This window comes from Nocardia sp. NPDC023733, assembly GCF_040639775.1.
GTDB lineage: Bacteria > Actinomycetota > Actinomycetes > Mycobacteriales > Mycobacteriaceae > Nocardia > Nocardia rosealba.
Genome location: NZ_JBFAAN010000010.1, coordinates 1 through 24,937, shown reverse-complemented (window position 1 = coordinate 24,937; position 24,937 = coordinate 1). Strand labels below are relative to the sequence as shown.

Here is a 24,937-nt window from a genome sequence, read left to right as displayed (position 1 = left end):
GAGAGCCCGGTGGAGCTGCTCCTACTGACTTCCGACCCCAACCCGGATGCGGTGCTGCCCTCGTTGACGCTGCTTGCGCACAACGTCCGCCCCGCGCCGACCGAGGTGTCTTCCCTGCTCGAGGCGGGTAGCGCCGATGTAGCGCTGGTCGACGCCAGGACCGATCTGGCCGCCGCGCGCGGGCTGTGCAGACTGCTCGGCAGCACCGGTTCGTCGGTGCCCGTAGTCGCCGTGCTCACCGAGGGCGGACTGGTCGCGGTGAACGCCGACTGGGGCCTCGACGACATCCTGCTACCAGGCACCGGTCCCGCTGAACTCGACGCGCGCCTGCGCCTGCTCGTGGGCCGCAACGGCGGCGTGGCCAGCCCCGAGAACACAGGCAAGATCACCCTCGGCGAACTGGTGATCGACGAAGGCACCTACACCGCCCGCCTGCGCGGCCGCCCGCTCGACCTCACCTACAAGGAATTCGAGCTGCTCAAGTACCTCGCCCAGCACGCAGGCCGGGTCTTCACCCGCGCCCAACTGCTGCAAGAGGTGTGGGGCTACGACTTCTTCGGCGGCACCCGAACCGTCGACGTCCACGTCCGCCGCCTGCGCGCCAAACTCGGCAGCGAATACGAATCCCTCATCGGCACCGTCCGCAACGTCGGCTACAAGGCCGTCCGCCCCGCCCGCTCGACCGCCGCCAAGGGCGAACCGCCCGCCTTCACCGACGAAGACGTAGACGGCGAGGACTTGACACCGGTCAACGGCAGCACCCCCTGACGAGCACATTCAGTCCGCCATGACAGCCTTCCCAGCCCCGCACATCCCGACCTCGAGGAGGGATCGCCGCGAAGCGGCGTAGCGGCCCGGCCGCGCGAACAGCGCTCGAAGCGCATGCGCGAAGCGCGAGTCTCGAGCGCTGTTCGCGCGGCCCCCCAGGGGCCGCGCTCGAGCGCGCCAGCGCTCCAAAAACACAGCCAGTACCTCCCGCAATCACAAAACCCAAAGAGCCGGGCACCTCACCCGACGTACGCTCAAACACAGGGGGCAACCTTGAAGTGGACCGAGACCGTCGACTCCACCACCGCTGAGAACATCCGCGCCCTGCTCGACCGCGCGAAGTCCGCCGACGGCGTCGCCCCCGTCTCCGAGCAGGCGGTCCTCTCGCTCGCCGAAACCGCCCCCGGTACAAGACATCTGCTCGCCGAACGCAACGGCGAGATCGTCGGCTACGCGAATCTCGTTGCCGCACACGGTGATCACCCCGCAATGGCAGAAGTGGCCGTCGACCCCGAAGCTCGCGAACACGGCATCGGCACCGACCTCGTCCGCACATCCCTCACCGAAGGCGGCGCGGGCGCCCGCGTCTGGGCACACGGCGATCTGCCCGCCGCCAAAGCCCTCGCCGCCACCCTGAAACTGACGAAAGCACGCGAACTCTGGCAGATGTGCCGCAGCCTGGCAACCCCCGAGCTACCCCCACTCGAGGTCCCCGAAGACCTCGTCCTGCGCACCTACGCCGGCCCCGCCGACGATGCCGAACTGTTGCGGGTCAACAACGCCGCCTTCGCCTGGCACCCCGAACAGGGCGGCTGGACCGAGCGCGACATCGCCGCCCGCCGCGCGGAATCCTGGTTCGATCCGGCCGGGCTCTTCCTGGCGTTCGACGCCGCCGGTCCCGACCGTCTGCTCGGCTTCCACTGGACCAAGGCACACCCCGACGCCGCCCCCGCGGGCGAGGTCTACGTCGTCGGCATCGACCCCGCCGCGCAGGGCCGTGGCCTGGGCCGACTGCTCACCCTGGCCGGGCTGCACCACCTGCGCGACACCGGCCTGACCGAGGTGCTGCTCTACACCGAGGCCGACAACCACGCCGCCGTGCGGACCTACACCAAATTGGGCTTCGCGCCCGCCCATATCGACGTCGCCTACGCGCTGAGCTGACCGGCTGCGAGACACCTCACAGTTCCTCGGCAACCCTGAATATTGTGAGGATGACCGGGTACCGACGAGTAAAACTGGGGCAAACATCACACGCTCGGTCTAATCGCGCCGGGCTGTTCATTCTCCGTTAACCCACCTCGGGCCAACTGTCAACCGGGCGAACCTACGTTACTTCTGGGCGGCACAGTCGTCGCCTGGTGCTCGCGTTCACCCGCGATCCGCACCACCCAACTCGCCCGGGCCGGTGAGGGACCGAGCGAGTTCGTCAGCAATGTCGGAGGAAAAGTGAACTTCAAGCGCACCAGCGCCCTGGTCGGCGTCTTCGCCGCGGGTGCCATGTCTCTGGCCGCCTGTGGCAGCGACGACAACACCGGTGGCGACACCAGCAACGCCGCCAACACCAGTGTCGAGTGCGGTGGCAAGAAGGCGCTCAAGGCGTCCGGCGCCTCCTCGCAGAAGAACGCGATGGAGCGCTTCGTCGCCGCCTACGAGACCAACTGCGACGGCTACACCCTGAACTACACCTCCAGTGGCTCCGGCGCGGGCGTCAACGAGTTCATCGGCGGCCAGACCGACTTCGGTGGCTCCGACTCCCCGCTGAGCTCCAAGAAGGACGAGCCGGCCAAGGCCCAGGAACGCTGCGCCAGCCCGGCGTGGAACCTGCCGACCGTCTTCGGCCCGATCGCCATCACCTACAACGTCGACGGCGTCACCGACCTCGTGCTCGACGGCCCGACCGCCGCCAAGGTGTTCAACGGCGCCATCGCCACCTGGGATGCCCCCGAGATCAAGGCGCTCAACCCGAACGCCAAGCTGCCCTCGGAGAAGATCGCCGTGATCTTCCGCTCCGACGAGTCGGGCACCACCGACAACTTCCAGCTCTACCTCGACGCCGCGTCCGACGGTGCCTGGGGCAAGGGCGGCGGCAAGTCGTTCAACGGTGGTGTCGGTGAGGGTGCCAAGGGCAACGAGGGCACCTCGGCCGCCATCAAGAACACCAAGAACTCGATCACCTACAACGAGTGGTCCTTCGCCAAGGCGCAGAGCCTGTCGATCGCCCAGATCATCACCTCGGCGAGCAAGGACCCGGTGGCCCTGTCGGCCGAGTCGGCGGGCAAGTCCATCGACGGCGTGAAGATCAAGGGCGAGGGCAACGACCTGGTGCTCGACACCAGCTCGTTCTACAAGCCCACCGCCGCGGGCGCGTACCCGATCATGATGGCCACCTACGAGATCGTGTGCTCGAAGTACGCCGACGCCGAGACCAGCAAGGCCGTCAAGGCGTTCCTGACCTCGGTCGTCACCAACGGCCAGAACGGTCTGTCCGATGCCGGCTACGTGCCGCTGCCGGACGCCTTCAAGACCAAGCTGACCACCGCGATCAACGCCATCTCCTGATCGCTACCTAGGCCATGACCATGCACCCTGAGGTGACCGCACCGGGCTCGTCGGATTCGACGGGCCCGCGGGCGGCCGGAGATACTTCGCATATGCCGACCGAACCGAAATTCGACAAGGCCCCGGAGAAGGGTCGTTCCGGGCGCCTGAACGCCGAGACGATCTTTCGGTGGCTGGCCACCGCGGCGGGCGCGACCATTGTCGCGGCCATCGCGTTGATCGCGTTGTTCCTGCTGATCCGCGCGGTCCCCTCGCTCATGGCCGACAACGCCAACTTCTTCACCAGCACGGAATTCTCCACCGGTGACGCGAACAACCTGCGCTTCGGCATCCGTGACCTGTTCATGGTCACGGTGCTGAGCTCGGTGTTCGCGCTCATCGTCGCGGTGCCGATCGGCGTCGGCATCGCGCTGTTCCTCACCCAGTACGCGCCGTCGCGGTTGGGCAAGCCGTTCACCATGCTGATCGACCTGCTCGCCGCGGTGCCGTCCATCGTGTTCGGTCTGTGGGGCTTTCTCGTGCTCGCCCCGCAGATCGCGCCGGTGCAGGAGTTCCTCAACTCCAACCTCGGCTGGTTCTTCCTGTTCTCCGACGGCAACGTCTCGATCGCCGGCGGCGGCACCATCTTCACCGCCGGTGTCGTGCTCGCCGTGATGATCCTGCCGATCATCACCTCGGTGGCCCGCGAGGTGTTCGCCCTCACCCCGCGCGCCCACATCGAGGCCGCCCAGGCGCTGGGCGCCACGAAGTGGGAAGTCGTGCGGATGACCGTGCTGCCCTACGGCCGCAGCGGTGTGATCGCCGGTTCCATGCTCGGCCTCGGCCGCGCGCTCGGTGAGACCATCGCCGTGCTCGTCGTGCTCCGCACCGCGAGCAACGCGGGCACCTGGTCGCTGTTCGACGGTGGTTACACCTTCGCCTCCAAGATCGCCTCGGCCGCCTCGGAATTCAGTTCCCCGCTGCCGACCGGCGCCTACATCGCCGCCGGCTTCGTCCTCTTCGCGCTGACCTTCGTCGTCAACGCACTGGCCCGCCTGGCCTCCGGTGGAAAGGTGAACGGCTGATGACCACCACATCGACCCTCGACAAGCCGGTCAAGGCGCCGACGTTCCGCCATGTCAGCAACGGCAGGCGGATCAAGAACAACATCGCCACCGGTCTGGTCACCCTCTGCTTCGTGATCGCGCTGATCCCGCTGGTGTGGGTGCTCGGCCTGGTCCTGGTGAAGGGCATCGGCTCGATCGTCACCGCCGACTGGTGGTTCAACTCGCAGAAGGGCATCTTGCCGGACCAGTCCGGCGGCGGTGTGTACCACGCGATCTACGGCACGATCGTGCAGGCGCTGATCGCGACCGTCATCGCGGTGCCGCTCGGCGTGATGGCCGCTGTGTACCTGGTGGAATACGGTCGCGGCAAGCTGGCCAAGGTCACCACCTTCATGGTCGACATCCTTGCCGGTGTGCCCTCGATCGTCGCGGCGCTGTTCATCTTCGCGCTGTGGATCGCCACGCTCGGCATGCCGCAGAGTTCCTTCGCGGTGTCGCTGGCCCTGGTGCTGCTGATGCTTCCGGTGGTGGTGCGCAACACCGAGGAGATGCTGAAGCTGGTGCCCGACGAGCTGCGCGAGGCTTCCTACGCGCTCGGCGTGCCGAAGTGGAAGACCATCCTGCGCATCGTCATCCCCACCGCCGCGCCGGGCATGATCTCGGGCATCCTGCTCGCCCTCGCCCGCGTGATGGGTGAGACCGCGCCGGTGCTGGTGCTGGTCGGTTACTCGAAGTCGATCAACCAGAACATCTTCGACGGCAACATGGCCTCGCTGCCGCTGCTGATCTACCAGGAGCTGGCCAACCCGGAGCCGGCCGGTCGCGCGCGTGTCTGGGGTGCGGCGCTCACGCTGATCCTGCTCATCGCGCTGCTGTACCTGGCTGCCGCCGCGGTCAACAAGCTGCTCACCCGGAACCGATAGAAGCGAACGGAAACTCCCATGGCCAAGCGGATCGACGTCAAAGATCTCAACATCTACTACGGCAGCTTCCACGCCGTGTCGAACGTGGACCTGACCGTGCTGCCGCGCAGCGTCACCGCCTTCATCGGTCCCTCCGGTTGTGGCAAGTCCACCGTGCTGCGCTCGCTCAACCGCATGCACGAGGTGACACCGAACGCCCGCGTCGAAGGTGCCGTGCTGCTCGACGGCGAGGACATCTACGGCTCGGCGATCGACCCGGTGGGTGTGCGCCGCACCATCGGCATGGTGTTCCAGCGCCCGAACCCGTTCCCCACCATGTCGATTCGCGACAACGTGGTGGCCGGGCTGAAGCTGCAGGGTGTGCGCAACAAGAAGGAACTCGACGAGGTCGCCGAGCGCTCGCTGCGCGGTGCGAACCTGTGGAACGAGGTCAAAGATCGTCTCGACAAGCCCGGTGGCGGCCTCTCGGGTGGTCAGCAGCAGCGTCTGTGCATCGCCCGCGCGATCGCGGTCTCGCCCGACGTGCTGCTGATGGACGAGCCCTGCTCGGCCCTCGACCCCATCTCCACCCTGGCGATCGAGGACCTGATCACCGAACTCAAGAAGGAGTTCACGATCGTCATCGTCACGCACAACATGCAGCAGGCCGCCCGCGTGAGCGACCAGACCGGTTTCTTCAACCTCGAGGCACAGGGCAAGCCCGGCCGCCTGATCGAGATCGACGACACCGAGAAGATCTTCTCCAACCCCACCCAGCGCGCCACCGAGGACTACATCTCCGGCCGCTTCGGGTAAAGGATCCAACGAGAAAGCCCCCGCACTCCTTCGGGAGGGCGGGGGCTTTCTCGTTGTACTACTTCAGCTTTCGATTTCGCCGTCCGGGAGCACGCCGGTGACCAGGAAGATCACGCGGCGGCCGATCTCGACGGCGTGGTCGGCGAAGCGCTCGTAGTAGCGGCCGAGGAGGGTGACGTCGACGGCGGCGGCGACGCCGTACTTCCACTCCCGGTCCATCAGCAGGGTGAACAGGTGGCGGTGGAGGTCGTCCATCGCCTCGTCGTCCTGGTTGAGCTGGGCGGCGCGCTCGGGATCGCGGGTCTCGAGCACCTCCTTGGCGCCGGCGCCCATGTTCACCGCGATGCGGCCCATCTCGGCGAAGTAGCCGTTCACCGACTCGGGCAGGGCGTGGTTGGGGTGGCGGCGGCGGGTCACCTTGGCGACGTGCAGGGCCAGGGCGCCCATCCGGTTCACGTCGTTCACGATCTGGATGGCACTGACCACCTGACGCAGGTCGCCCGCGACGGGGGCCTGCAGCGCGAGGAGCGCGAACGCCTTCTCCTCGGCCTCGGCGATCATCACCGAGATCCGATCCTGCTCACCGATGACCTGCTCGGCCAGCGCGAGGTCGGCCTGCAGCAGCGACTGGGTGGCTTGCTCCATGGCCTGGCCGGCGAGACCGGCCATTTCGCCGAGCAGATTGGCGAGCTCGGCCATTTGCTCGTTGTAGATGACACGCATAATTGCTGACCCTAGTGGGTACCGGTACCCCTGTCACCCAACACCGGGTTAATGCCGTATGGCACAGTCGTGCCAGCTCAGCGCGCGTCGTGAATCGGGCAGGCTCAGTCGCAGCTGGTGTCGGCGGCGTTCATGTGCTCGAGATCCGACGGCAGACGCACCGGCGCGGCCGAGACCGGCTCGCCGAGCGACACCGCGGGCAGCTCGGCGCCGACCGTCGTCGGGGTACGCACCTGGCCCGTGTAGTCCGAGCCGACGACCACCTCGATGATGCCGCTGAGGTCGTCGTCGCGTTGCAGGACCGCGCCGGGGATGGAACTGGCCACGGTCGCGGCGGCCGCCTCGTTGCCCTCGGCGTAGCGCACCTCGGTGGTGTCGGTGTACTCGGTGGCATTGGCGACGTTGTAGATGCCGAAACCGAAGTTCGACAGCTTGTTGGCCGCCTGCCGGGCCATGCCGGCGGTCTGGGTGCCGTTGGTCACCAGCAGCGACACCGACGCCGGGCTCACCGCGTACATCTTGGGTGCCTGGGTGGGGGCCGCGGGCGTGCTGGGGTTGGTGATCGGCGGCGCGGTCTGCTCGCCGGGCAGCGGCTGGTCGTCGATGATCGCGCGGAAGATCGCCTTGATATCGGCTTCGCGCGGAATCTCGTTGCCGTAGGACGTGGTTCCCGCGGTCGGGGCGGTGATGAAGGTGACCGCGCCCGCGTTGACCTTCTGCAGCGACCGGCCGAGCAGGATCAGGTCCTTGGTCTCGACGCCGTCGACGAAGGTGTGCTGACGGAACGCCTCGACGAAACCCTGCAGCTTGGCCGGGTCGAGCAGTACCTGACCCGACAGCGCGCCGCGCAGCAGCGCCGCGAGGAAGGTCTGCTGCCGGTGGATGCGGTCGTAGTCGCTGCGCTCTTCGCCGACCACGTGCCGGGCACGCACATAGTTGAGGGCGGTCTCGCCGTTCACGCGCTGCTTGCCCGAGCTCTCGAGCACGGTGCCGAGCACGCCGTCGATGATCGGCTTGGTCGAGCACACCTCCACGCCACCGATCTGGTCGACCATCGCCTCGAACCCGGCGAAGTCGATGCCGATGAAGTGACCGATGCTCAGACCCGACATCTTGCGCACCACGTCGGTCAGGCAGCGCGGCCCACCGAGCGCGTAGACGGCGTTGAGCTTGTCGCCCATGGCCGACGGGAACTTCTGGTCGGTGTACTTGCCCTTGTCGTTGTCCCAGCCCGCGCACTGCGGCCGGGTGACATCGAGGTCGCGCGGGAAGGAGACGACCACCACGCGGGAGCGGTCCTTCGGGATGTGCACCAGCATCGCGGTGTCGGCGCGCGCGCCTTCGGCGTCGACGGTGGAGCCCGCGCCCATGTCGGCGTTCAGGCCTGCGCGGGTGTCGGTGCCGACGATGAGGTAGTTCTCGTCACCGAGCTGCATGTCGCCGTCGAGCACGTCCTCGGTGGCGCCGTCGAGGGCCGACACCTGGGTGAAGCCGTTGTTCGTCGCCCGCAGATAACTCCAGCCACCACCGGTGACCACCAGCGCCAGCACGGCGAAGAAGGTGACCGCCACCCGTCCCGCGAGGCGTGCCTGCTTCGCGCGGCGCCGTTCGGGTGGCCGGGTGGCGGCGGTCTTGGTTTCGACCCGCTTGGGCTCGACGCGCTTCGGCGGGGCCGCCGGGGTCTCGGTGACGGCAGGCAGGATATCGGTGACCTGCTCGTCGACGCGACGAGCGGGCGGTGCCGTGCGGACGGTCTTACCCTTCGCGGGGGCGGTTTTGCCCTGGGCGGGGACGGTCTTGCGCTGCGTGGGAAAAGTCTTGCCCTGCGCGGGAATCGCGGTCGTCGCGGTGCGGTCGGCGGGGGAGTCGACGCGGTGCGGCGCAGCGGGGGCGTCGGCGGGTGAACTGTCGGTGCGTGCCGCGATATCGGGGCGGGGGGTGGGACGGGGTGCCTGGTCGCGGGCGCGGCGGCCCGCGCGGGATGTACCCGATGGATCGGCGGGGGCGCGGCGGCTGCGTTTGGTTCGTTCGCTGTCGACCCGGTCGACGAGGTCCTGGACGGTGAGCGGGGCCGCGTCGGGATCGGCGTCGGCGTGCCGGGATCGGCGGGAACCGGTGTCCTTCTGTGCGGGCGGTTCGGCAGCCGGATAGCGCTCCCACGGGGCGCGACCTCCGGGCCGGGGCGTACGCCCGCGCCGATCGTCACCCACCAGCGAACCTCACTTCTCTATCTGCCGCATACGCGTCATCGTTCGGCTGCTCGGTCGAACCGGAGCCGAACGATGTCCGCAATGATAACGATTCCGCCACGAGTAGCCACTCCAGTGCACAACAGATTCGCACGGAATCCGGTTGCGACGCGCTGACCAGCGCCGAAGCTTTACCCTCCGCTGTGCATCACATCGGCGGCGGTGGGCACGGTGTCGTCCTCGGGGTCGTCGAGCCACCCGTCGGGCAGCACGACCTTGGTCTGCGGCGAGCCCTGGCGACCGCGCGGGCCGAGGGCGTCGGTGGGGAAGGGCACGTCCGGATCGAGCTGTGCGACGAGGTCCTCGATCTGGCTCAGCGCCGACACGGTGGCGAAGCTGCGGCGCAGCTGCGAGCCGACCGGGAAGCCCATCAGGTACCAGGCCATGTGCTTGCGGATATCGCGCATCGCCTTGTCCTCGCCGTCGTGTTCGGCGAGCAGGGTGGCGTGGCGGATCAGGATCTCGCCGACGCGGCCGAGGGTCGGGCCCTCGGGGATCGGTTCGCCGCGCAGCGCGGCACTGAGCTCGGCGAACAGCCACGGCCTGCCGAGGCAACCACGCCCGACGACCACACCGTCACACCCGGTCTCGTTCATCATGCGCAGCGCGTCGTCGGCGGTGAAGATGTCGCCGTTGCCGAGCACGGGGATGGTGGTGACGGCTTCCTTGAGCCGGGCGATGGCCGACCAGTCGGCCGTGCCGGAGTACAGCTGCGATGCGGTGCGCGCGTGCAGGGCGACGGCGGCGGCACCCTCGGCCTCGGCGATGCGGCCGGTGTCGAGGTAGGTGTGGTGCTCGTCGTCGATGCCGATGCGGAATTTGAACGTCACCGGCACGCCTGCCGGTTCGGCGGCCTTCACCATCTCCTTGACGATATTGGCGAACAGCCTGCGCTTGTAGGGCAGCGCCGAACCGCCACCGAGCCGGGTGACCTTGCGAACCGGGCAGCCGAGATTCAGGTCGATGTGATCGGCCCAGCCCTCACCGACGACGATGCGAACGGCCTCGCCGAGCGTCTTCGGGTCGACACCGTAGAGCTGCATCGAGCGCGGATGCTCGTCGGCGTCGAACGACATCATGTGCAGCGTCTTCTCGTTGCGTTCGACCACCGCGCGGGCGGTGATCATCTCGCACACGTAGATGGCGGTCTTGCTGCCGAATTCGCGGCACAGCTTGCGGAAGGCCAGGTTGGTGATGCCCGCCATGGGTGCGAGCACGACGGGCGGATCGACCGGGTATGGCCCGATCCGCAGCGTGGTCGGTGCCTGGGGCATCGTGATAGTCACGTCTGCCATTCTCGCATCCACGCCGATGTGATCGATCTCGCGTACCGGCGCCTTCGGCCGGGTCACGGGCCACTCCACAAAGCTTCGACGACATTTATGTGGTACTCGACGTTCGGGATATGTCCGTTGTCTCAGTAGCCTGTGCTTTGCCGCGTCCGGCGGCGTGCTGTCCCCACATCATCGGAGAAGACCCCCATGGCCGAAGACGCCACGACCACCACCCCCGCCGCGCCCGGTAAGGCGACCGTGGCGATCAGTGTCTCGTCGCTGGTCGGCGGTGCCGCCATCGCCGTGCTCGCCGTCGCCGCCGTCGTGCTCGGCATGCTGTACGGCTCGGCGCGCTCGGATGTCTCGGACCTGCGTGCCGAGGCCGCCGACGACGCGAAAGCCGAACAGATCGCCCTGGACTACTCCGTCGGCTCGGCGACGCTGAACTATCAGGACGTCGACGCCTGGGTGGCCAAGCTCAAGGCGGGCACGTCCACCGAGCTCGCGGGCAAGTTCGACGTCACCGGCGACAAGCTCGAGGACATCGTCGTCCCGCTGCGCTGGGCCTCCACCGCCACCCCGATCACCGCGAAGGTGCTCGAGCGCGAGGGCCAGGTGTACAAGGTCGCCGCGTTCGTCGACGTGAGCACCACCAACGCGCAGAACCCCGACGGCCTGCGCAACACCGTCACCTACAACATCACCGTCGATGCCGGCCAGGACTGGAAGATCACCGATGTCGGCAGCGCCGACGGTGCCCTGCCGATGAAGTAACCGGCTGTACGAAAAAGCGCCGCCCACCGGGATCCCGGTGGGCGGCGCTTTCTCGTGAGCTCTAGACGCTGGCCATCTCGCGCTTCTTGGCTTCGCGAGCGAGCATGCGGTCGCGCTGCTCCTCGAACTTGACGACGTCCTGGCTCAGCTTCTCCAGGAAGTCGCCCAGGCGCTCGCGGGTGGCCTCGCCACGGGCGGTGAAGTCGGTGCGCTCGAAGATGTTCCACTTCTTGAGCACCGGCTGCACGACCTCTTCGAGGTGCTGGCGCAGGTCGTAGATGCCGTGCTTGGCCATCAGCACGCCGTTGCGCCGGAAGTTGGGCATCCCGGCGCCGGGCATCTGGAAGTTCTCCACGATCAGCGAGATCGCCTCGATCGCCTGGTCGGGCGACAGGTCGAGCGCCGCGCCGCAGAGGTTGCGGTAGAAGATCATGTGCAGGTTCTCGTCGGCGGCGACGCGCTGCAGCATGCGGTCCGCGATCGGGTCGTCGCACACCTTGCCGGTGTTGCGGTGACTCACGCGGGTGGCCAGTTCCTGGAAGGTCACGTAGGCGACCGAGTGCAGGAAGCCGGCGTCCACCTCGGTGGGGGAGGCGAACCCGTTGGTCATGTGGATCATGCGGGCGTTCTCGAGGGCCACCGGATCGACGCCACGGGTGACCACCAGGTAGTCACGCATCACGATGCCGTGGCGGTTCTCCTCGGCGGTCCAGCGACCGACCCAGGTGCCCCAGGCGCCGTCCTGGGAGAAGTTCTCGGCGATCTCACGGTGGTAGGACGGCAGGTTGTCCTCGGTGAGCAGGTTGGTGATCATGGCGGCCTTGGCCACCTCGCTGAGCTTGGACTGCTCAGGATCCCAGTCGATGCCGCCCATGGCGGCGAAGTTGCGGCCCTCGTCCCACGGGACGTAGTCGTGCGGATGCCATTCCTTGGCCAGCGACAGGTGCCGGTTGACGTTTTCCTCGGCAACCGGCTCCAACTCCGTGAGCAGTTCGAGTTGAGTCAGATCCCTTGCCATGTAAAAACCCTTCGCTGTCGTGCTTGCGGTCGAACGTCGCGATGCGGCCATACCTTACGGCACCGTAGGTGTGATGCGAAACGCAACTGAGCGTAAAGCCGATGAAGTTGAACAACGCCACAACATCGGCAGCTGCCGGTAGGACGTAATGACGAGTCTAGGTCTTCGGTCCGCAGCGTAGGGACTATCGCTGTAGTGGCGGCGGCGTTAGCGCCTACCGGGTGAACTCTCGGTGTCGCGGCGGCGGGAAGTGCTGTCGGCGAGGTCGTTCGCCTGTTCAGGGGCCATGACGGCCGGCTCTTCCGGCGCGGCCGGCAAGTGCCACGTGACAGTGGTCACGGTGAAGTGATGGTGCCCCCTGTAGGACTCGAACCTACGACCTAGTGATTAAAAGTCACCAGCTCTACCAACTGAGCTAAAGGGGCGCGCAGCGGAGTCTAACCGACACCGCGCCGCGACGCCGAATAGTGTCCCCGATCAGCCCGGTTCCCGGCGCATCGGGACCGGTCGGCACCGGTAACGGCGGCGTGCCTCGGCGCGATGCCGTGCTGACGGGCTGGAGTGCATCGCCGTTCCCACTTCCCGTCGAGACGTGTCATCGAATAGTGTTGTGGGTCAACAGGTTTCGAGCAGCAGGAGAGTGTGGGGTGATACCGGTGTCCGCGAGTGCGCCGCAGGGGGGCGCTGGACAGGCCAACAATGCTGTGCGAGTGCGGTTTTCGCATTCGGCGCCGCGGCTCACGGTTGCGCCCGGTTTGCCTGTCCGGAAAAACGGACCGGGTGTCCCATTCGTATGTTGCCGTTCGGGGAATGCGGGTACGGTGATTACCTGGTGAATTTCGAAACAATCACCGGGGCCGCACTTTCCGGCGCCCGGTGGTGGGTGCGGTGTCGCGGAATTCATCGGGAGTTCGATGTGCCGGGGTGAACGCGAAGGCGCGCGAACTCCTCGCAAAGGGGCAGTCGCTACCGCAGGAGGAGGCGGTTCTCACAGGTATTGAGCCCGAGTGTGCACCCCCTGTGGCGCACCCGGGCCGGCGAACTATACCAGCCGGAGGGGTACCGGCATTCGGCGAGTTTACATACCAAAAGTATGAAAAATAACCACAATTCGCGCCGCAGGTCTGTCATTGATCGGCGGCGACGAGAAGGTTCGGAGGCGTTTCGAGCATGGCACGGCAGCAAGAGCGGGCGCGCCGCACACGCGCCGCGATAATCAAGTCCGCGGCCGTCGAGTTCGGGAAGAGCGGGTATGCCGCGGCATCGCTCAACCGCATTCTGGAAGGTTCGCGCGCGACAAAGGGTGCGATGTACTTCCATTTCGACTCCAAGGAAGACCTCGCACGCGCGGTGCTCGACACCGCGGTCGAGCGGTACCGGCTGTGCGCGGAGCGCTGGCTGGCCCGCACCGACCTCGGCCCGCTCGACGTGCTGCACGGCATGGTCGACGAGATCGCGTTGCGGCTCGAGCACGACACCATCGTGCAGGCCGAGTACCGCCTGGTGATCGAACCCGACTTCCATCGCGACGCGGGCAACGGCGGTGGCCGCATTCTCGGCCGGGCCACCCGGGTGCTCGCGGTGCGCGCCATCGACGACGGTCAGCTGCGCGCCGACGCCGACCCCGACCGGTTCACCAGAACCCTCGCCGCGGCGCTCGCGGGTCAGCGGTATCTCGTCGACCCGATCAGCACCGGTTCGGCCGCCGATCTGCGTGCCCGCTTCGCCGAGGTGCTCGAGGTGATCGTCGAGGCCATGGCGACGCCGCTGTGGATACAGCACTTCCGCGCCGACGGCTGGCGTGCCCAAGCCCGCCTGGACGACCTCGGTTTGGGCGCCTGACCAGGCGATTTGGAAGAGCGCACCGAGGTGTCATAAGCTATGCGAGCTCCCAACGGAAACGTTGAAGCCGCCCCGGAGAGATTCGGAACGAGCCCCCTTCGTCTAGCGGCCTAGGACGCCGCCCTTTCAAGGCGGTAGCGCGGGTTCGAATCCCGTAGGGGGTACAGTCTTCGGACTGTAGAGTAGGAAAAGTAAGGCCCTGTGGCGCAGTTGGTTAGCGCGCCGCCCTGTCACGGCGGAGGTCGCGGGTTCGAGTCCCGTCAGGGTCGCAAGTAAGCGCCGGAGCAATCCGGCGCTTCGCGTATGGCATTCCGTACGGGTGCCTGCGGCCAGGTAGCTCAGTTGGTACGAGCGTCCGCCTGAAAAGCGGAAGGTCGCCGGTTCGATCCCGGCCCTGGCCACCACAATCCCCTCGCCAGTACCTGGTGGAGGGGATTTTTGTAAGAGCAAGGCCCTGTGGCGCAGTTGGTTAGCGCGCCGCCCTGTCACGGCGGAGGTCGCGGGTTCGAGTCCCGTCAGGGTCGCACGAGAAATCCCCCGTACCGGTCGGTGCGGGGGATTTTCGCGTCAACGGCGGTGATCGATGCTGGTGATGCGGTAGCGGCCGGTCGAGATCTCGGTGGTCTTGATGGTCTGGTGCACCTTCTCGATGGCGGTGTCGCCGGGCCACTGCTGATGGATCGTGACGTGCCAGATGGACGTATCGGTGGAATCGCCCCGGGTGATGTGGATGCAGTACTTGATGTCCGGTGGCAGGGTGGCGATGCCCGCGGCCAGGGCGGCCTCGTCGCCGACGTGGGCGTTGTCGGTGACGAAGGACCTGGCCTTGGCGGCGTCGCGGTCGACGTAATAGCTGTACTCGAAACCGAGGATGGCGCCCTGCGGTGAGCTCGCGTCGCCGCGTTCGGCGCTCACCGTGATGGAGGTGGTGCGGAACTCCTCGCAGCCGGGGAGCGCGTGCGCGGGCAACGGTGGTGTGGTGCTCGAGGTGGGAGCTGTGATGTTCGACAGCCCGGCTTGCTTTGTGCCCGAGGCGGATTGGTCGCCCGGGCCGAGGAAGATGGTGGCGGCCACGCCGAGCAGCACGACGAACAGCAGTGCGCCGACCACGCCCTTGATCGCGGCGGCGGCCTTCGTGCGGCCCTCGCCGTCGTCGTAGCGTTCGTCGTTGTAGTTCTTGCGTGGCCTGCGCGCGATGGTGCCGCCGCCGCCGAAGTCCTTGAGCTTGGGCAACACCGGCATCTCCACGTGGTCACCGCTCTGCTCGGTGGCGGTCGTCGTCGCCCAGTCGTTCCAATCCACATCGTCGTGGCGGACCGGTTCGACGGGGATGTCGGCGTCGGTCCAGTCGTTCCAGTCGCCGGTGAACCCGTCGTCGTCCTCGTCGGGGTGGCGGTAGACGGGTTCGGGCGGCAGCGGCGGCGCCGGGGCGTCGGTGAACGGTTCCGGTTCCGGCGGCGGCCACATCTCCGGGTTGGTCCCGATGGTCTGCGGCTCGGCCTCGCGCCGCCGCCTGCGCCGTCGTTTACCCTGCGGACGACGGCGCCCGGTGGCGTCCGGCGACGAGAAGTAGGCACCGAACGGGTTGTCCATGCCCGCGGCCTAGGCGTTCGCCGGGACAACTCCGGGTTGCCCGTGTTTGGGGGCGTTCGACGGTCGTTCGCTCTCCTGATCCTGTTGCGGGCGCGCGGCGGGTGGAATCACCCCGCCCTGCATCGGCGGCTGTGCGGGTGCCTGTTGGAACGGGGCCTGCTGTGGTGCTTCGGGTTTGGGCGTCGGATTGGTCGGCGCGGGTGCGGGGGCCTCCGGCTTCGGCGCCACACCACCGGAGTTCGCGCCACCGGAGTTCGCGCCGCCGGAACCGCCCGGGTTCGTGCCACCGGAGTTGCCGCCGAGACCGCCGAACAACGTATTCGAATTGCCGCTGTTACCAGCGCCATTGGTGCCGGGCGCGGTCGTCGCGGGTGCGGTGTTGGCTGGTGTATCCGCCGTACCGTCCACCCCCGCCGCCAGGGTGTCGATGCCGGTCGTCGCCAGCTCTGCGCCCTTGTCGATGCCGTGCATGGCGACTTCGGCGATCTTGTCGATGAGGTGCGTGCCGAAACTGACACCGGCATCGATGGCCGCCGTACCGAGGCTCACACCGCCGTCGATCAGGGCCTCCTGCAACGCGATCTGCGCCGCGACCGCCGGGTCGGTCGTCTTCTCGTCGTTCCAGGTGGAGGTGTCGGTGCCGCCGGTGCCGAGCACGTACACCCCCGGCGCGACCTCGGTCGCCCCTGGCGGCACCGTCACCCCGTTGGTCCCGCCGAGATCGCTGGTGAGCCCCTGGGTGTCGCGGGTGTGCTGGTCCATCTCGGTGCTGGCCGCACCGACCACGCCCACGGCCTCCTGAATCGCCTCCTCGGCGAGCTCGACGATGGCGTCGAGATTGTTGCTGTTCACGGCGGGTGCGGCGGATTTGGCCTTGCGCCGGAACTCCGCGATGATCGCGTCCACCTTGGCGGCCGCGTTCGCCTGCGTCGTATGCGCCTGGCCGAGCAGGGTACTGAGCCGCTCACCCCGATCGGCCGCGGCCGACACCTCGGTGGCGGTCCGGCGCAGCGCCGGAGTCGCGGGCGCGGCGGTGTCGGTGGACTCGAGCGCGTAGAGGCCGAGCCGGTGCGGGTCCTCGGTGGCCGTGGTCGCGGCCGAGGCGGAGGTCAGCGCGGTGACCACGGCGGGATCGGGATCGGCGGAGGTATTGGTGCCCAGCGCCTTCCGTAATTCCAGCAGCGGCACCTCGAGCAGCGCGATCACCGGTTCGATCTTGGCCTCGGCCTCTTCGGGGGTGATGGTGCTGAGGGTGTTCTCGGTGACGAGCGATTTCGTGCGCATCAGGCCACCTCGTTCTCGACCGCGCGCAGACCGGCGGCCACATCCGTGTCGACGCCGGTGACGTCGTCGCCGAACCGGGCCAGGATGTCCTGGTAGGCGGTGACGAGATTTCCGGCCGTGCTCAGGGTCGAGGCGTGCGCGCCCGCCGCCTGGGTCCATGCGGCGGCGAATTCGCGTCCGAGCACGCCCAATCCGGAAAGATCGACGCCCGCCGCGGTGGTCGTCTGGGTGGCCGCGGTGCCAAGTAGTTCGGAAACCCGAGCTGCCGCACGCTGATAAGCGTCGAGCGCTGACGGGTCGAATGACATTTCTGCCACGATGTCTGCCCCTTCACGATCGCGGATCCCGGCGCTGCCGGCACTGAAAAGCGTAACCACCTGGGGCCGTTCGTGGGGGCGTCCGAAACTCTTGGCCACCCGGTTCTCGAGAATCCCCTGGTCGGCGCCGAGCTGACCGACCGGTAGGGTCGGCCGCGATGGCTGTCCTCCTGCTCACGCTGCTCGGGTTCGCCCTGCTGGACGCGCTCGACGTGTTGCTGGTGGCGATCACCACCGCCGTGGTCGCCGACAGCAGGCTGGCCAGGCGTTCGCCGCTGGTCGGTGTGCTGAGTTTCCTCGGCGGTGTCTTCGCGGTATCGGTGCTGTTCGGCGTCGCGACGGTGCTCGGTATCGACTTCCTCGTCCGCCTGCTCGACTTCGACCTCACCCCCACCCTGCGCTACTGGGGTGAGCTGGTGATCGGGCTCGTCCTGATCGCGGTGGCGGCGATTCCGGTCGACGCGGGTGCGGCACCGGGCGGCCGGTGGGTCGAGCCGGTGCGCAAGTACCCGTGGCTGATGGGGGTGATCGGTTTCACCCTCGGTCTGGCGAAGGTGCCGACTTCGGTGCCGTATCTGGCGGCGCTCGCCCTGATTTCCGCGCAGCGTCCACTGCCCGCGAGCTGGCCGGTGCTGGTGGCCGCCTACTGCCTCGTGGCGCTGGTGCTGCCGCTGGTCGTGCTCGCGCTGGCGCTGCGCAGAACCCCTGGGGCACGGCGGATGTACCGGATGCTCGTGCGTGCCGTGACCCGGTACGGACCGCCGGTGGTCCGTGTCCTTTTCGTCGTGTTCGGTGTCGTGCTCGTCGTCGACGCGCTGGTCCACGCCGGGCAGCTGTGGTGAGGGCCCCGGGCGGCCGCTCAGGAACACGTCAGGTCTATCGAGTACGGTCATAACGAATCGATGACGTGCCTCGGCGCCCGCACCCTGGGCCGCCGGGCGTTACCAGGTGAGCAGGGAGGGCGACCCTTGAGGGTTACCGTTGTTGTGCCGACCTACAACGAGCGGGAAAATCTGCCGGTGGCGGTGGAGCGGCTGACGGCGCTGCCGGTGCCCGATCTGCATGTGCTGGTGGTGGACGACAACTCACCCGACGGCACGGGCGAGGTGGCCGACAAACTGGCCGCCGAGCTGCCGAACGTGGTGAGCGTGCTGCACCGCACCGAGAAGGACGGCCTCGGCCGCGCCTACATCGCGGGCATCACCCAGGCCCTGGCCGACGGCGCCGACGTGGTGATCCAGATGGACGCCGACCTCTCGCACCCGGCCGAGGTGATCCCGGCCATGCTCGAGAAGCTGAACTCCGAGGACGTCGGCGTGGTGCTCGGCTCCCGCTACGTTCCCGGCGGCTCCACCGCCGAGGAGTGGAAGTGGTACCGCAAGGCCCTCTCGGCCTGGGCCAACTTCTACGTGAACCTGATTCTGCGCCTGGGCGTCAAGGACGCGACCGCCGGTTTCAAGGCGTGGAAGGCCGATACCCTGCGCGCCATCGACGTGGCCTCCATCCGCAGCAACGGTTACTCGTTCCAGGTGGAGATGAACTACCGCGCGATCAAGCGTGGCTACACCATCGCCGAGGTGCCGATCCGTTTCGAGGAGCGCACGGTCGGCGCGTCGAAGATGAGCCTGAAGGTGCAACTCGAATCGGCACTCATGCCGTGGAAGCTCCTGTTCGGCCGTTCTGTCTAGACCACACGCGAAAAGGCCCGGCCGGGAACGTTCCCGGCCGGGCCTTTTCGCTGTGTGTCACTGCTCGGCGATGTGGCGGCGCACGCCTTCCAGCGCGATCACCATGACCGGCACCAGCACCACGTGCATCAGCGACAGGGCGATGGTGGAGGCGGTGTCGAAGCCGGCGGTCAATGTCATGCCGATGGTCGCGATCGACAGCACCGAGCCGACGACGGCGGCGACTCGCAGCACCCCGGTCCACTTGTAGGAGATCAGCACCGCGGCGGTCAGTCCGATCAGCAGCGGAACCACCGACATCAGGATCACCCCGCCAGGAGCGACGTCGGAGACCTTGCCGTCGGTGGTCGTGGTGAACGAACCGCCCGCTGCCTCGCCGATTCCCCAGATGATCAGGTTCACCACCAGGGCGGCGGCCACGGCGCCCAGCACGGCGACGGGGCGGTTCAGGGCGGGCAGGGTGCGGGTGGTGGTTGCGTTGGCGACTGCGGTGGTCATGATGTTCTCCCTCATTCGGTGGTGACACAATCTTCAAACCTGAAGAATGGTTTAGGTCAAGGGCGGGCGGCGCCATCTGCCTGAGACCCTGGTCACATTCCGAGGGGGGTGAGCTGTCAGGCGCTCGGCCAGTTCAGCAGGGTGCGCTCGTAGAGCCTGCGGACTTCTTCGATCTCCTCGTCCATCGCGGCCGGGTTCCACGTCGACACATCGATCGGCGGCAGAATCGCCACATCGACGACACCGCTTCGGGCGATGGGTGAGTCGCGCCAGGCGATGTCGCCCGCGTTGCGGATGACGATCGGGATCACCGGAACGCCCGCCTGCTTGGCGATGTGGAAGGCGCCCTTCTTGAACGGGCCGAGCCCGCGGGTGTACGAGCGGGTGCCTTCCGGGGCGACGGCGATCGACAGGCCTTCGCGCAGCGTCGAAACGACCGGTGCCAGCGCCGCTTTGGCGCGTTCGGTGTCGGAACGGTCGATGAAGGTGACCCCGACGAACCGCATGAGCGGCCCGAAGAGGGGGTGTGACCGCAGTTCCTTCTTGCCGATGCCGGTGACTCCACCGTCGAGCACCTTGGGGACGATGATGACGTCGAACTGGCTCTGATGGTTGAACAGGAACACGGCGGGCCGTGGGGCACGGGCGTTCTCGGCACCGACCACGCGCAGCTCGACGCCGAGGGTGCGCAGGGTGGCAGTGGTCCCGTCGTGCATGAGGGCATCGGCCATGGCCTGGCGATCGCGGGTGTAGGACTTGCGGACCACGCCGGTCAGGGCACCGGCGACGAGAGCGACGAAGGCCAGGACGGTGCGGGCGTAGTCGATCGGGCTCGGCGCTGTGCGCGGCTGGAACGTATTCGGGTCGACCGACCCGATGCCCGCCGATTCGAGCAGGGCTGGAGTATCGGCGTAGACATAGCCGATCTCGCAGTTCCGCGCTGCCGCGAATTCTCCTACCGCTTCGGCTTTCTCGGTGCCCCACAGTGGCGGTCCTTCGAGCTGACCGGTGAGAATTCCGTTGTCGGTGGCGAACTTTGTGCACAGCACGTTGTCGATGCCGAGCAGTTCGGCGAAGGGGCCCAACTGGTACACGGGCAGCTCGCTGACCAGAACAACTGTGTGCCCGGCAGATCGGTGTTCGCGAAGCAGCTGCCAGGCTTCGGGGAAGATCCGGCCGTACATCTCCTTGCGGAAAACCCCGCGACCCAGTTTCTCCAGTTCCGCTTCCGGCGCACCGGCCCACGCCCGTTCGGCTTCATGGAGAAATCGCCGATGGTCCCGCCGGAAGCCGGTCAGCATCGCATTCCGCCGAGCATCACCACGCCGGAGAGGATTGCCCGGCAGTCGCTTTCGGGGCAATGCGTCGATCACGGCTCGTGTGTCGAAGACGGCGAGCACCCGCTCGCCCTGTGGACCGGTTCGAATCGCGGCGACCGCGTCGTCGATGCCGCTCACAGCGAGTTCCGATTCGACGGGTCGAGCGAGGCGGCCCGGGCGATCCGCTCGCCGAGATCACGTAACTGCTGAGCGAATTCGTTGCGGCGCGCGATCAGGTCGTCTTCGCCGCCGGGCTCGGCGGGGGCGATCAGGTTGTGGTTGTCCGCCAATTTCCATGCGCTGGTGAACAATTCCGTCGACACCGATTCGGGACTGTGCAGCCGCTGCTGCAACAGCATCTGCTTGCCGACGGCGACGCATTCGTCGATGAATTCCTTGCGGTCGATGGCGGCGTCGGCCGGGCGGTCGACGAGCCGTTCGGCCACCACCAGTTGCGCGTCGAAGAACGAGCGAAGCACGCGGTGCGCCATGACGAAGCCCGACTCGGTGAGCGCGCTGAGGAACTGCTGATCGAGGCGGTCGTCGGGGGTGTTCTCGTCCCACTCGGGGACGATCACGCGCACCTCTTCGATGATCTGGTCGGCGAACTCCTCGCGTTCGGGGAAGAAGAATTCGAATTTGAGCAGATCACGCAGCGCGAACGCGGCCCGCCACGCCGCGCGGAGCGGGTCGTCGCCCGGCTGTTCGACGGCGGTGAGCGCGGCCAGCTCGAGAATGGCGCGGTTCACGAACCAGTGCACCGCGCTGTTGCGGTAGAACGCCGCCTCGAGATGGGCGCCGGGTTCGATGGAGTACACCGGTTCCAGCCCGCCGCGATACACGGTGACCACCCCGGCCAGCGCGAGCTGTTCGAGGACGACCTGCAGGCCCTGCTCGTCGCGCAGCTTGGACAACTCACCCGCGGGCAGGCCGCGCCGATCGATATAGCCGAGGACCGGGTCGAGCACGGTGCGCACCTGGCCAAGCGTCAGCGCGCGTTCGTGCACGCCGAGCAGTGCCAAAGTGACCAGGGCGTTGACGGTGATCGGGGTGACTGTGTTGATCCGCACCGCCACGTCGAAGGCCAAGCGCTGCACGGCTTTGCGTTCGGTCTCGCTCAGCGCCGATTCGTCGGGCACCTTGGTGGCACCGGTAGCGGTGTCGTGCAGCGGAATGGTCTCGGGGCGCTCGCCGAGTGGGTCGCCATGGGTGCCCAGCCGTTCGCGCGCCGAAATCGCCTCGCCGAAGCGGACATACACCCGGCCGGCCGAATGCTGCTGACTACGAACGTATCTGGCGAGCCACGCGATTCCCTCCGGCTTCTTCTTGCCGCCTGCCTGCTCGCTGGCGATGGCGCCGAGCTCGTTGAGCCGCTCGTAGGTGATCGACACCGGAACCAGCATCACGTCCTCGACACGGCCCGAACGCACCGCCGCCGCAAGGTAATTGAGCAAGCCGTACCTGGGTGGGCGCAGTTTGCCGGTCCTGGTCCGGCCGCCCTCGAAGTACCACTCCATATTGAACCGCTTGGACAGCAGATAGGCGAAGTACTCCTCGACCACCGCCTTGTACACCTCGTCGTCGCCGAAGCTGCGCCGGATGAACACGGTGCCGGTGCGCCGGGCGATCGGGCCCATCGGCCAGAAGTTCAGGTTCGCCCCGCCGATCACGTGGTTGGGTGGGAAGTCGTTGCGGGCCAGCACGTCGCCGAGGACGAAGGCGTCCACATACGAGCGGTGCGAGGGCAGGAAGACCAGCGGGTACTTGCGGTTGAGCGAGCGCAGGGCGTCCAGGCCGCCGAGGTCGGTGTCGACCTTCCAGGTCGAGGCGTGCACCGGGCGCATGGCCTGGGTGAACAGATCCGACACCAGCCTGCTCTGCGCGGCGACCAGCTCGCGCAGCGCCTTCTCCGCGCTGCGGTGGACGTGGGCGGGATCGGAGCCGAACTCGTCGGCGATGTAGTCGAGCTTGCGCTGGAATTCCGGTGAGTCGAGGATTTCCTCGGCCACCAGCTGCGGCACCTTGTAGCGGTCGCCGATGACGGTGCGTTCCGCGCGTTCGAGCGCGACGACCGCCGCACGCAGCACCGAGCGGGCGAAGGCGTCGGGCGAGCCCGACCGCAGCAGCGCGGCGGCCTCCGGATAGTTGGTGCGCAGCTCGCTCAGCCGCGCCGGCGCGCCGACCAGCACCTGGTGGCGGTCGGGGTGGGTGCGCAGCAGGCGGCGCTGCACCAGGCGGTTCGGCTTGCGCGGATTGGTGAGCATGGCCAGGTCGGCGAAGGTCACCCGGCGCACGCCGTCGCGCTCGGGGGGCAGCCACAGCACCCGGACCGGCACGACCAGCGGGTCGTCGCGGCGGTTCACCAGGCGTTTGATCAGGGCTTTGGCATCGAGATCCACCTGCGTGACGGGTGCGTCGGAGTCGATCTCACCCGCCAGCCCGCCCGCGGCGATCCAGGCGCCGATCACTTCGCGCTCCACGCCGGAGGCCGCGTCGACCAGGGCGACTACCGAGTCCGCCTGCGGAGTCGTGCGCGTGGGCCGCCCATCGTTGTCGATCATCTCTCCATTGAAGCCGCAGATTCGCCGTAGCGCACCGAACTTCGCCGACAGCGCCTTCGCGGGTGACAAGGAGTGGGCAAGGTTACCCCGCACACGGGTAGCAAAACCTGGAGGTAATGCTAACCTAACCACGCTAAATTAGGTCAGCTTTACCTTGGAGGATCGGTGTCGTCGACGGAACAGCCCACACGGGTGGAATATGTGACCGATCCGGCGGCAGCGATGTCGTGGTTGGCCTCGGCCGATCGATTCGGCGAGTACGTGATGTACGAACAGCCCGGTGCCTGGGTGTTTGCCGCCGACCCACTCGGCAGCGTCGAACTCGACGCCAACGAACTGCGCACCACCTGGGGTGGGCAGACCACCGCCCGCGCGTGGACCGGCAGACCGGCCGCCGCCGTCGACGCAGCCCTGGCGAGCCTGCCCCTGGACGGCCGCAACGCCTACGGCTGGATCGGTTTCGAATTCTGCGCCTATTCGCTCGGCGCCACCGGCTATCTCAACCCGCTGACCTCGCTGGCGAACCTGATGATCCCCCGCATCGAGGTACGCATCGACGCCGACGGTGTGCGGATCAGCGGCGCCACCCCCGCCGAAATGTGCGACATCCACGACCTGATCGCGGCCTCCCAGGGGGCCGAGCTACCTTCGGCACACCCGGTCGACGTGCGGCCCGACATCACCGGATACCAGGATCGGGTGGCTACTGCCGTCGAGGAAATCCGTTCCGGCAGCTACCAAAAGGTCATCCTGTCGCGCAAGGTCGCACTGCCCTTCGCTGTCGACGTGCCCGCCACCTACCGCCTCGGCCGAGCCAACAACACCCCCGCCCGCTCCTTCCTGCTGCGCCTAGGCGGTCTCGAAGCGGCCGGGTTCAGTCCCGAGCTGGTGGCCTCGGTCGACGCCGACCGGGTGGTCACGACCGAACCCCTCGCCGGTACCCGAGCCTTCGGGCTCGGCGCCGAAGCGGACAGCGCCGCTCGGGTAGACCTGCTGGCCGACCCGAAAGAAATTGTCGAACACGCTATCTCGGTTCAGACGTCGTTCGCCGAGATCGCTGAGGTGGCGGTACCCGGCACCACGGCGGTCTCGGACTTCATGGCCGTGCGCGAACGCGGCAGCGTGCAGCACCTCGCGTCGACCGTCCGCGGCGAACTCGCTCCCGAACGCACCGCCTGGGACGCGCTGGAAGTGCTGTTCCCGTCCGTCACCGCCTCCGGCATCCCGAAGCAGGCAGGCGTCGACTCCGTCTTCCGCAACGACCACGACGAGCGCGGGCTGTATTCCGGTGCGGTGGTGTGTGTTTCACCAACCGGCGCACTCGAGGCGACACTGGTTCTGCGAGCGATCTACCAAAACGGCGAAGGGGCGTGGTTACGTGCCGGGGCCGGGATCGTCGGCCAGTCCCGCCCGGAACGAGAGTTCGAGGAAACCTGCGAGAAGTTGGGAAGCGTCGCGCCGTACGTCGTGAAGGCGTGAGCTAGGAGTCGTGCCGCGTGGGCTGCGAGTGCGGCAGACCTGAGTGATGCACGCCCGCAACTGCATCCCAGGCAGTCCGCCATGACCGCATTCCCAGCCCCGCACGACCCGACCTCGAGAAGGGTCCGCCGCGAAGCGGCGCAGCGGCCCGGCCGCGCGAACAGCGCTCGAAGCGCATGCGCGAAGCGCGAGTCTCGAGCGCTGTTCGCGCGGCCCCTCAGGGG

General features: G+C 67.6%; 21 protein-coding genes and 5 tRNA genes. 15 read left to right on the top strand and 11 right to left on the bottom strand.

What is annotated here, in order from left to right:
- Window positions 1-9: 9 nt before the first annotated feature.
- From AB0F86_RS27285 to pstB, 6 genes are all read left to right on the top strand, one after another.
- Window positions 10-768, top strand: a complete 759-nt coding sequence (locus tag AB0F86_RS27285; protein WP_181701349.1) for a response regulator transcription factor — start codon at window positions 10-12, stop codon at window positions 766-768.
- A gap of 273 nt (window positions 769-1,041) precedes the next feature.
- Complete coding sequence (mshD, locus tag AB0F86_RS27280) at window positions 1,042-1,932, top strand: mycothiol synthase (protein WP_356987545.1); 891 nt, start codon at window positions 1,042-1,044, stop codon at window positions 1,930-1,932.
- Window positions 1,933-2,217: 285 nt separating this feature from the next.
- The gene (gene pstS, locus AB0F86_RS27275) at window positions 2,218-3,330 is read left to right on the top strand and encodes a phosphate ABC transporter substrate-binding protein PstS (protein WP_356987544.1); all 1,113 of its coding nucleotides are present in this window, start codon (window positions 2,218-2,220) and stop codon (window positions 3,328-3,330) included.
- Window positions 3,331-3,422: 92 nt separating this feature from the next.
- Window positions 3,423-4,394 (top strand): phosphate ABC transporter permease subunit PstC, encoded by a 972-nt coding sequence (pstC, locus tag AB0F86_RS27270; protein ID WP_067640877.1) that lies wholly within the window; start codon window positions 3,423-3,425, stop codon window positions 4,392-4,394.
- Window positions 4,394-5,299 carry a phosphate ABC transporter permease PstA gene (gene pstA, locus AB0F86_RS27265; protein ID WP_067640879.1) on the top strand — a complete coding sequence of 302 codons (906 nt, stop codon included), beginning with the start codon at window positions 4,394-4,396 and terminating at the stop codon, window positions 5,297-5,299. The genes pstC and pstA overlap by 1 nt, the downstream gene beginning before the upstream one ends.
- A gap of 18 nt (window positions 5,300-5,317) precedes the next feature.
- The gene (pstB, locus tag AB0F86_RS27260; RefSeq protein ID WP_067492348.1) at window positions 5,318-6,094 is read left to right on the top strand and encodes a phosphate ABC transporter ATP-binding protein PstB; all 777 of its coding nucleotides are present in this window, start codon (window positions 5,318-5,320) and stop codon (window positions 6,092-6,094) included.
- Window positions 6,095-6,157: 63 nt separating this feature from the next.
- Here pstB and phoU read toward each other — a convergent pair whose 3' ends face one another.
- The 3 genes from phoU to dusB form a co-directional block, all read right to left on the bottom strand.
- Entirely contained in the window at window positions 6,158-6,817 is a 660-nt protein-coding gene (gene phoU / locus AB0F86_RS27255) for a phosphate signaling complex protein PhoU (RefSeq protein ID WP_067640883.1), read from the bottom strand.
- A 104-nt stretch (window positions 6,818-6,921) separates the two neighbouring features.
- Window positions 6,922-9,027 (bottom strand): LCP family protein, encoded by a 2,106-nt coding sequence (locus AB0F86_RS27250; protein ID WP_356987541.1) that lies wholly within the window; start codon window positions 9,025-9,027, stop codon window positions 6,922-6,924.
- 170 nt (window positions 9,028-9,197) lie between these two features.
- A complete protein-coding gene (gene dusB / locus AB0F86_RS27245) occupies window positions 9,198-10,361 on the bottom strand; it encodes a tRNA dihydrouridine synthase DusB (protein WP_225282672.1) in 1,164 nt (387 codons plus the stop codon).
- 186 nt (window positions 10,362-10,547) lie between these two features.
- Here dusB and AB0F86_RS27240 point away from each other — a divergent pair, with 186 nt between their 5' ends.
- Window positions 10,548-11,114, top strand: coding sequence for a hypothetical protein (locus AB0F86_RS27240; RefSeq protein WP_067492352.1), 567 nt, complete (start codon window positions 10,548-10,550; stop codon window positions 11,112-11,114).
- Between the two features lie 61 nt (window positions 11,115-11,175).
- Here AB0F86_RS27240 and AB0F86_RS27235 read toward each other — a convergent pair whose 3' ends face one another.
- The gene (locus tag AB0F86_RS27235) at window positions 11,176-12,132 is read right to left on the bottom strand and encodes an acyl-ACP desaturase (protein WP_067492353.1); all 957 of its coding nucleotides are present in this window, start codon (window positions 12,130-12,132) and stop codon (window positions 11,176-11,178) included.
- A 349-nt stretch (window positions 12,133-12,481) separates the two neighbouring features.
- Window positions 12,482-12,557 (bottom strand) — tRNA-Lys (locus AB0F86_RS27230).
- Between the two features lie 745 nt (window positions 12,558-13,302).
- Between AB0F86_RS27230 and AB0F86_RS27225 the strand changes: the two genes are divergently transcribed.
- The 5 genes from AB0F86_RS27225 to AB0F86_RS27205 all read left to right on the top strand — a co-directional run bounded on the left by AB0F86_RS27225 (window position 13,303) and on the right by AB0F86_RS27205 (window position 14,498).
- Window positions 13,303-13,974, top strand: coding sequence for a TetR/AcrR family transcriptional regulator (locus AB0F86_RS27225; protein ID WP_225282670.1), 672 nt, complete (start codon window positions 13,303-13,305; stop codon window positions 13,972-13,974).
- 91 nt (window positions 13,975-14,065) lie between these two features.
- Window positions 14,066-14,138: transfer RNA gene (locus AB0F86_RS27220), tRNA-Glu, on the top strand.
- Between the two features lie 31 nt (window positions 14,139-14,169).
- Window positions 14,170-14,243, top strand: a tRNA-Asp gene (locus AB0F86_RS27215).
- A 58-nt stretch (window positions 14,244-14,301) separates the two neighbouring features.
- A tRNA-Phe gene (locus AB0F86_RS27210) sits at window positions 14,302-14,378 on the top strand.
- Window positions 14,379-14,424: 46 nt separating this feature from the next.
- Window positions 14,425-14,498, top strand: a tRNA-Asp gene (locus AB0F86_RS27205).
- 43 nt (window positions 14,499-14,541) lie between these two features.
- Here the strand turns inward: AB0F86_RS27205 and AB0F86_RS27200 are convergent.
- From AB0F86_RS27200 to AB0F86_RS27190, 3 genes are read right to left on the bottom strand one after another with little or no spacing between them, the layout of a single operon-like run.
- Entirely contained in the window at window positions 14,542-15,567 is a 1,026-nt protein-coding gene (locus AB0F86_RS27200) for a hypothetical protein (RefSeq protein WP_181701101.1), read from the bottom strand.
- Window positions 15,568-15,576: 9 nt separating this feature from the next.
- A complete protein-coding gene (locus AB0F86_RS27195) occupies window positions 15,577-16,851 on the bottom strand; it encodes a hypothetical protein (RefSeq protein ID WP_356987537.1) in 1,275 nt (424 codons plus the stop codon).
- The gene (locus AB0F86_RS27190) at window positions 16,851-17,168 is read right to left on the bottom strand and encodes a hypothetical protein (protein ID WP_356987536.1); all 318 of its coding nucleotides are present in this window, start codon (window positions 17,166-17,168) and stop codon (window positions 16,851-16,853) included. Before AB0F86_RS27190 ends, AB0F86_RS27195 begins: the two co-directional genes overlap by 1 nt.
- A 158-nt stretch (window positions 17,169-17,326) precedes the next feature.
- On the opposite strand from AB0F86_RS27190, the gene AB0F86_RS27185 reads away from it, so the two are divergent.
- Together AB0F86_RS27185 and AB0F86_RS27180 are read left to right on the top strand one after the other, a co-directional pair.
- Window positions 17,327-18,010 (top strand): GAP family protein, encoded by a 684-nt coding sequence (locus tag AB0F86_RS27185; protein WP_356987534.1) that lies wholly within the window; start codon window positions 17,327-17,329, stop codon window positions 18,008-18,010.
- An 84-nt stretch (window positions 18,011-18,094) separates the two neighbouring features.
- The gene (locus AB0F86_RS27180; protein WP_220139754.1) at window positions 18,095-18,856 is read left to right on the top strand and encodes a polyprenol monophosphomannose synthase; all 762 of its coding nucleotides are present in this window, start codon (window positions 18,095-18,097) and stop codon (window positions 18,854-18,856) included.
- A 57-nt stretch (window positions 18,857-18,913) separates the two neighbouring features.
- On the opposite strand, the gene AB0F86_RS27175 is transcribed toward AB0F86_RS27180, so the two are convergent.
- The 3 genes from AB0F86_RS27175 to AB0F86_RS27165 form a co-directional block, all read right to left on the bottom strand.
- The gene (locus tag AB0F86_RS27175; protein WP_181701108.1) at window positions 18,914-19,354 is read right to left on the bottom strand and encodes a DUF6069 family protein; all 441 of its coding nucleotides are present in this window, start codon (window positions 19,352-19,354) and stop codon (window positions 18,914-18,916) included.
- Between the two features lie 116 nt (window positions 19,355-19,470).
- Complete coding sequence (locus AB0F86_RS27170; RefSeq protein ID WP_356987532.1) at window positions 19,471-20,811, bottom strand: 1-acylglycerol-3-phosphate O-acyltransferase; 1,341 nt, start codon at window positions 20,809-20,811, stop codon at window positions 19,471-19,473.
- A complete protein-coding gene (locus AB0F86_RS27165; protein WP_356987530.1) occupies window positions 20,808-23,234 on the bottom strand; it encodes a glycerol-3-phosphate 1-O-acyltransferase in 2,427 nt (808 codons plus the stop codon). The genes AB0F86_RS27170 and AB0F86_RS27165 overlap by 4 nt, the downstream gene beginning before the upstream one ends.
- Before the next feature lie 165 nt (window positions 23,235-23,399).
- Between AB0F86_RS27165 and AB0F86_RS27160 the strand changes: the two genes are divergently transcribed.
- Window positions 23,400-24,713 (top strand): salicylate synthase, encoded by a 1,314-nt coding sequence (locus tag AB0F86_RS27160; protein ID WP_356987528.1) that lies wholly within the window; start codon window positions 23,400-23,402, stop codon window positions 24,711-24,713.
- Window positions 24,714-24,937 lie beyond the last annotated feature (224 nt).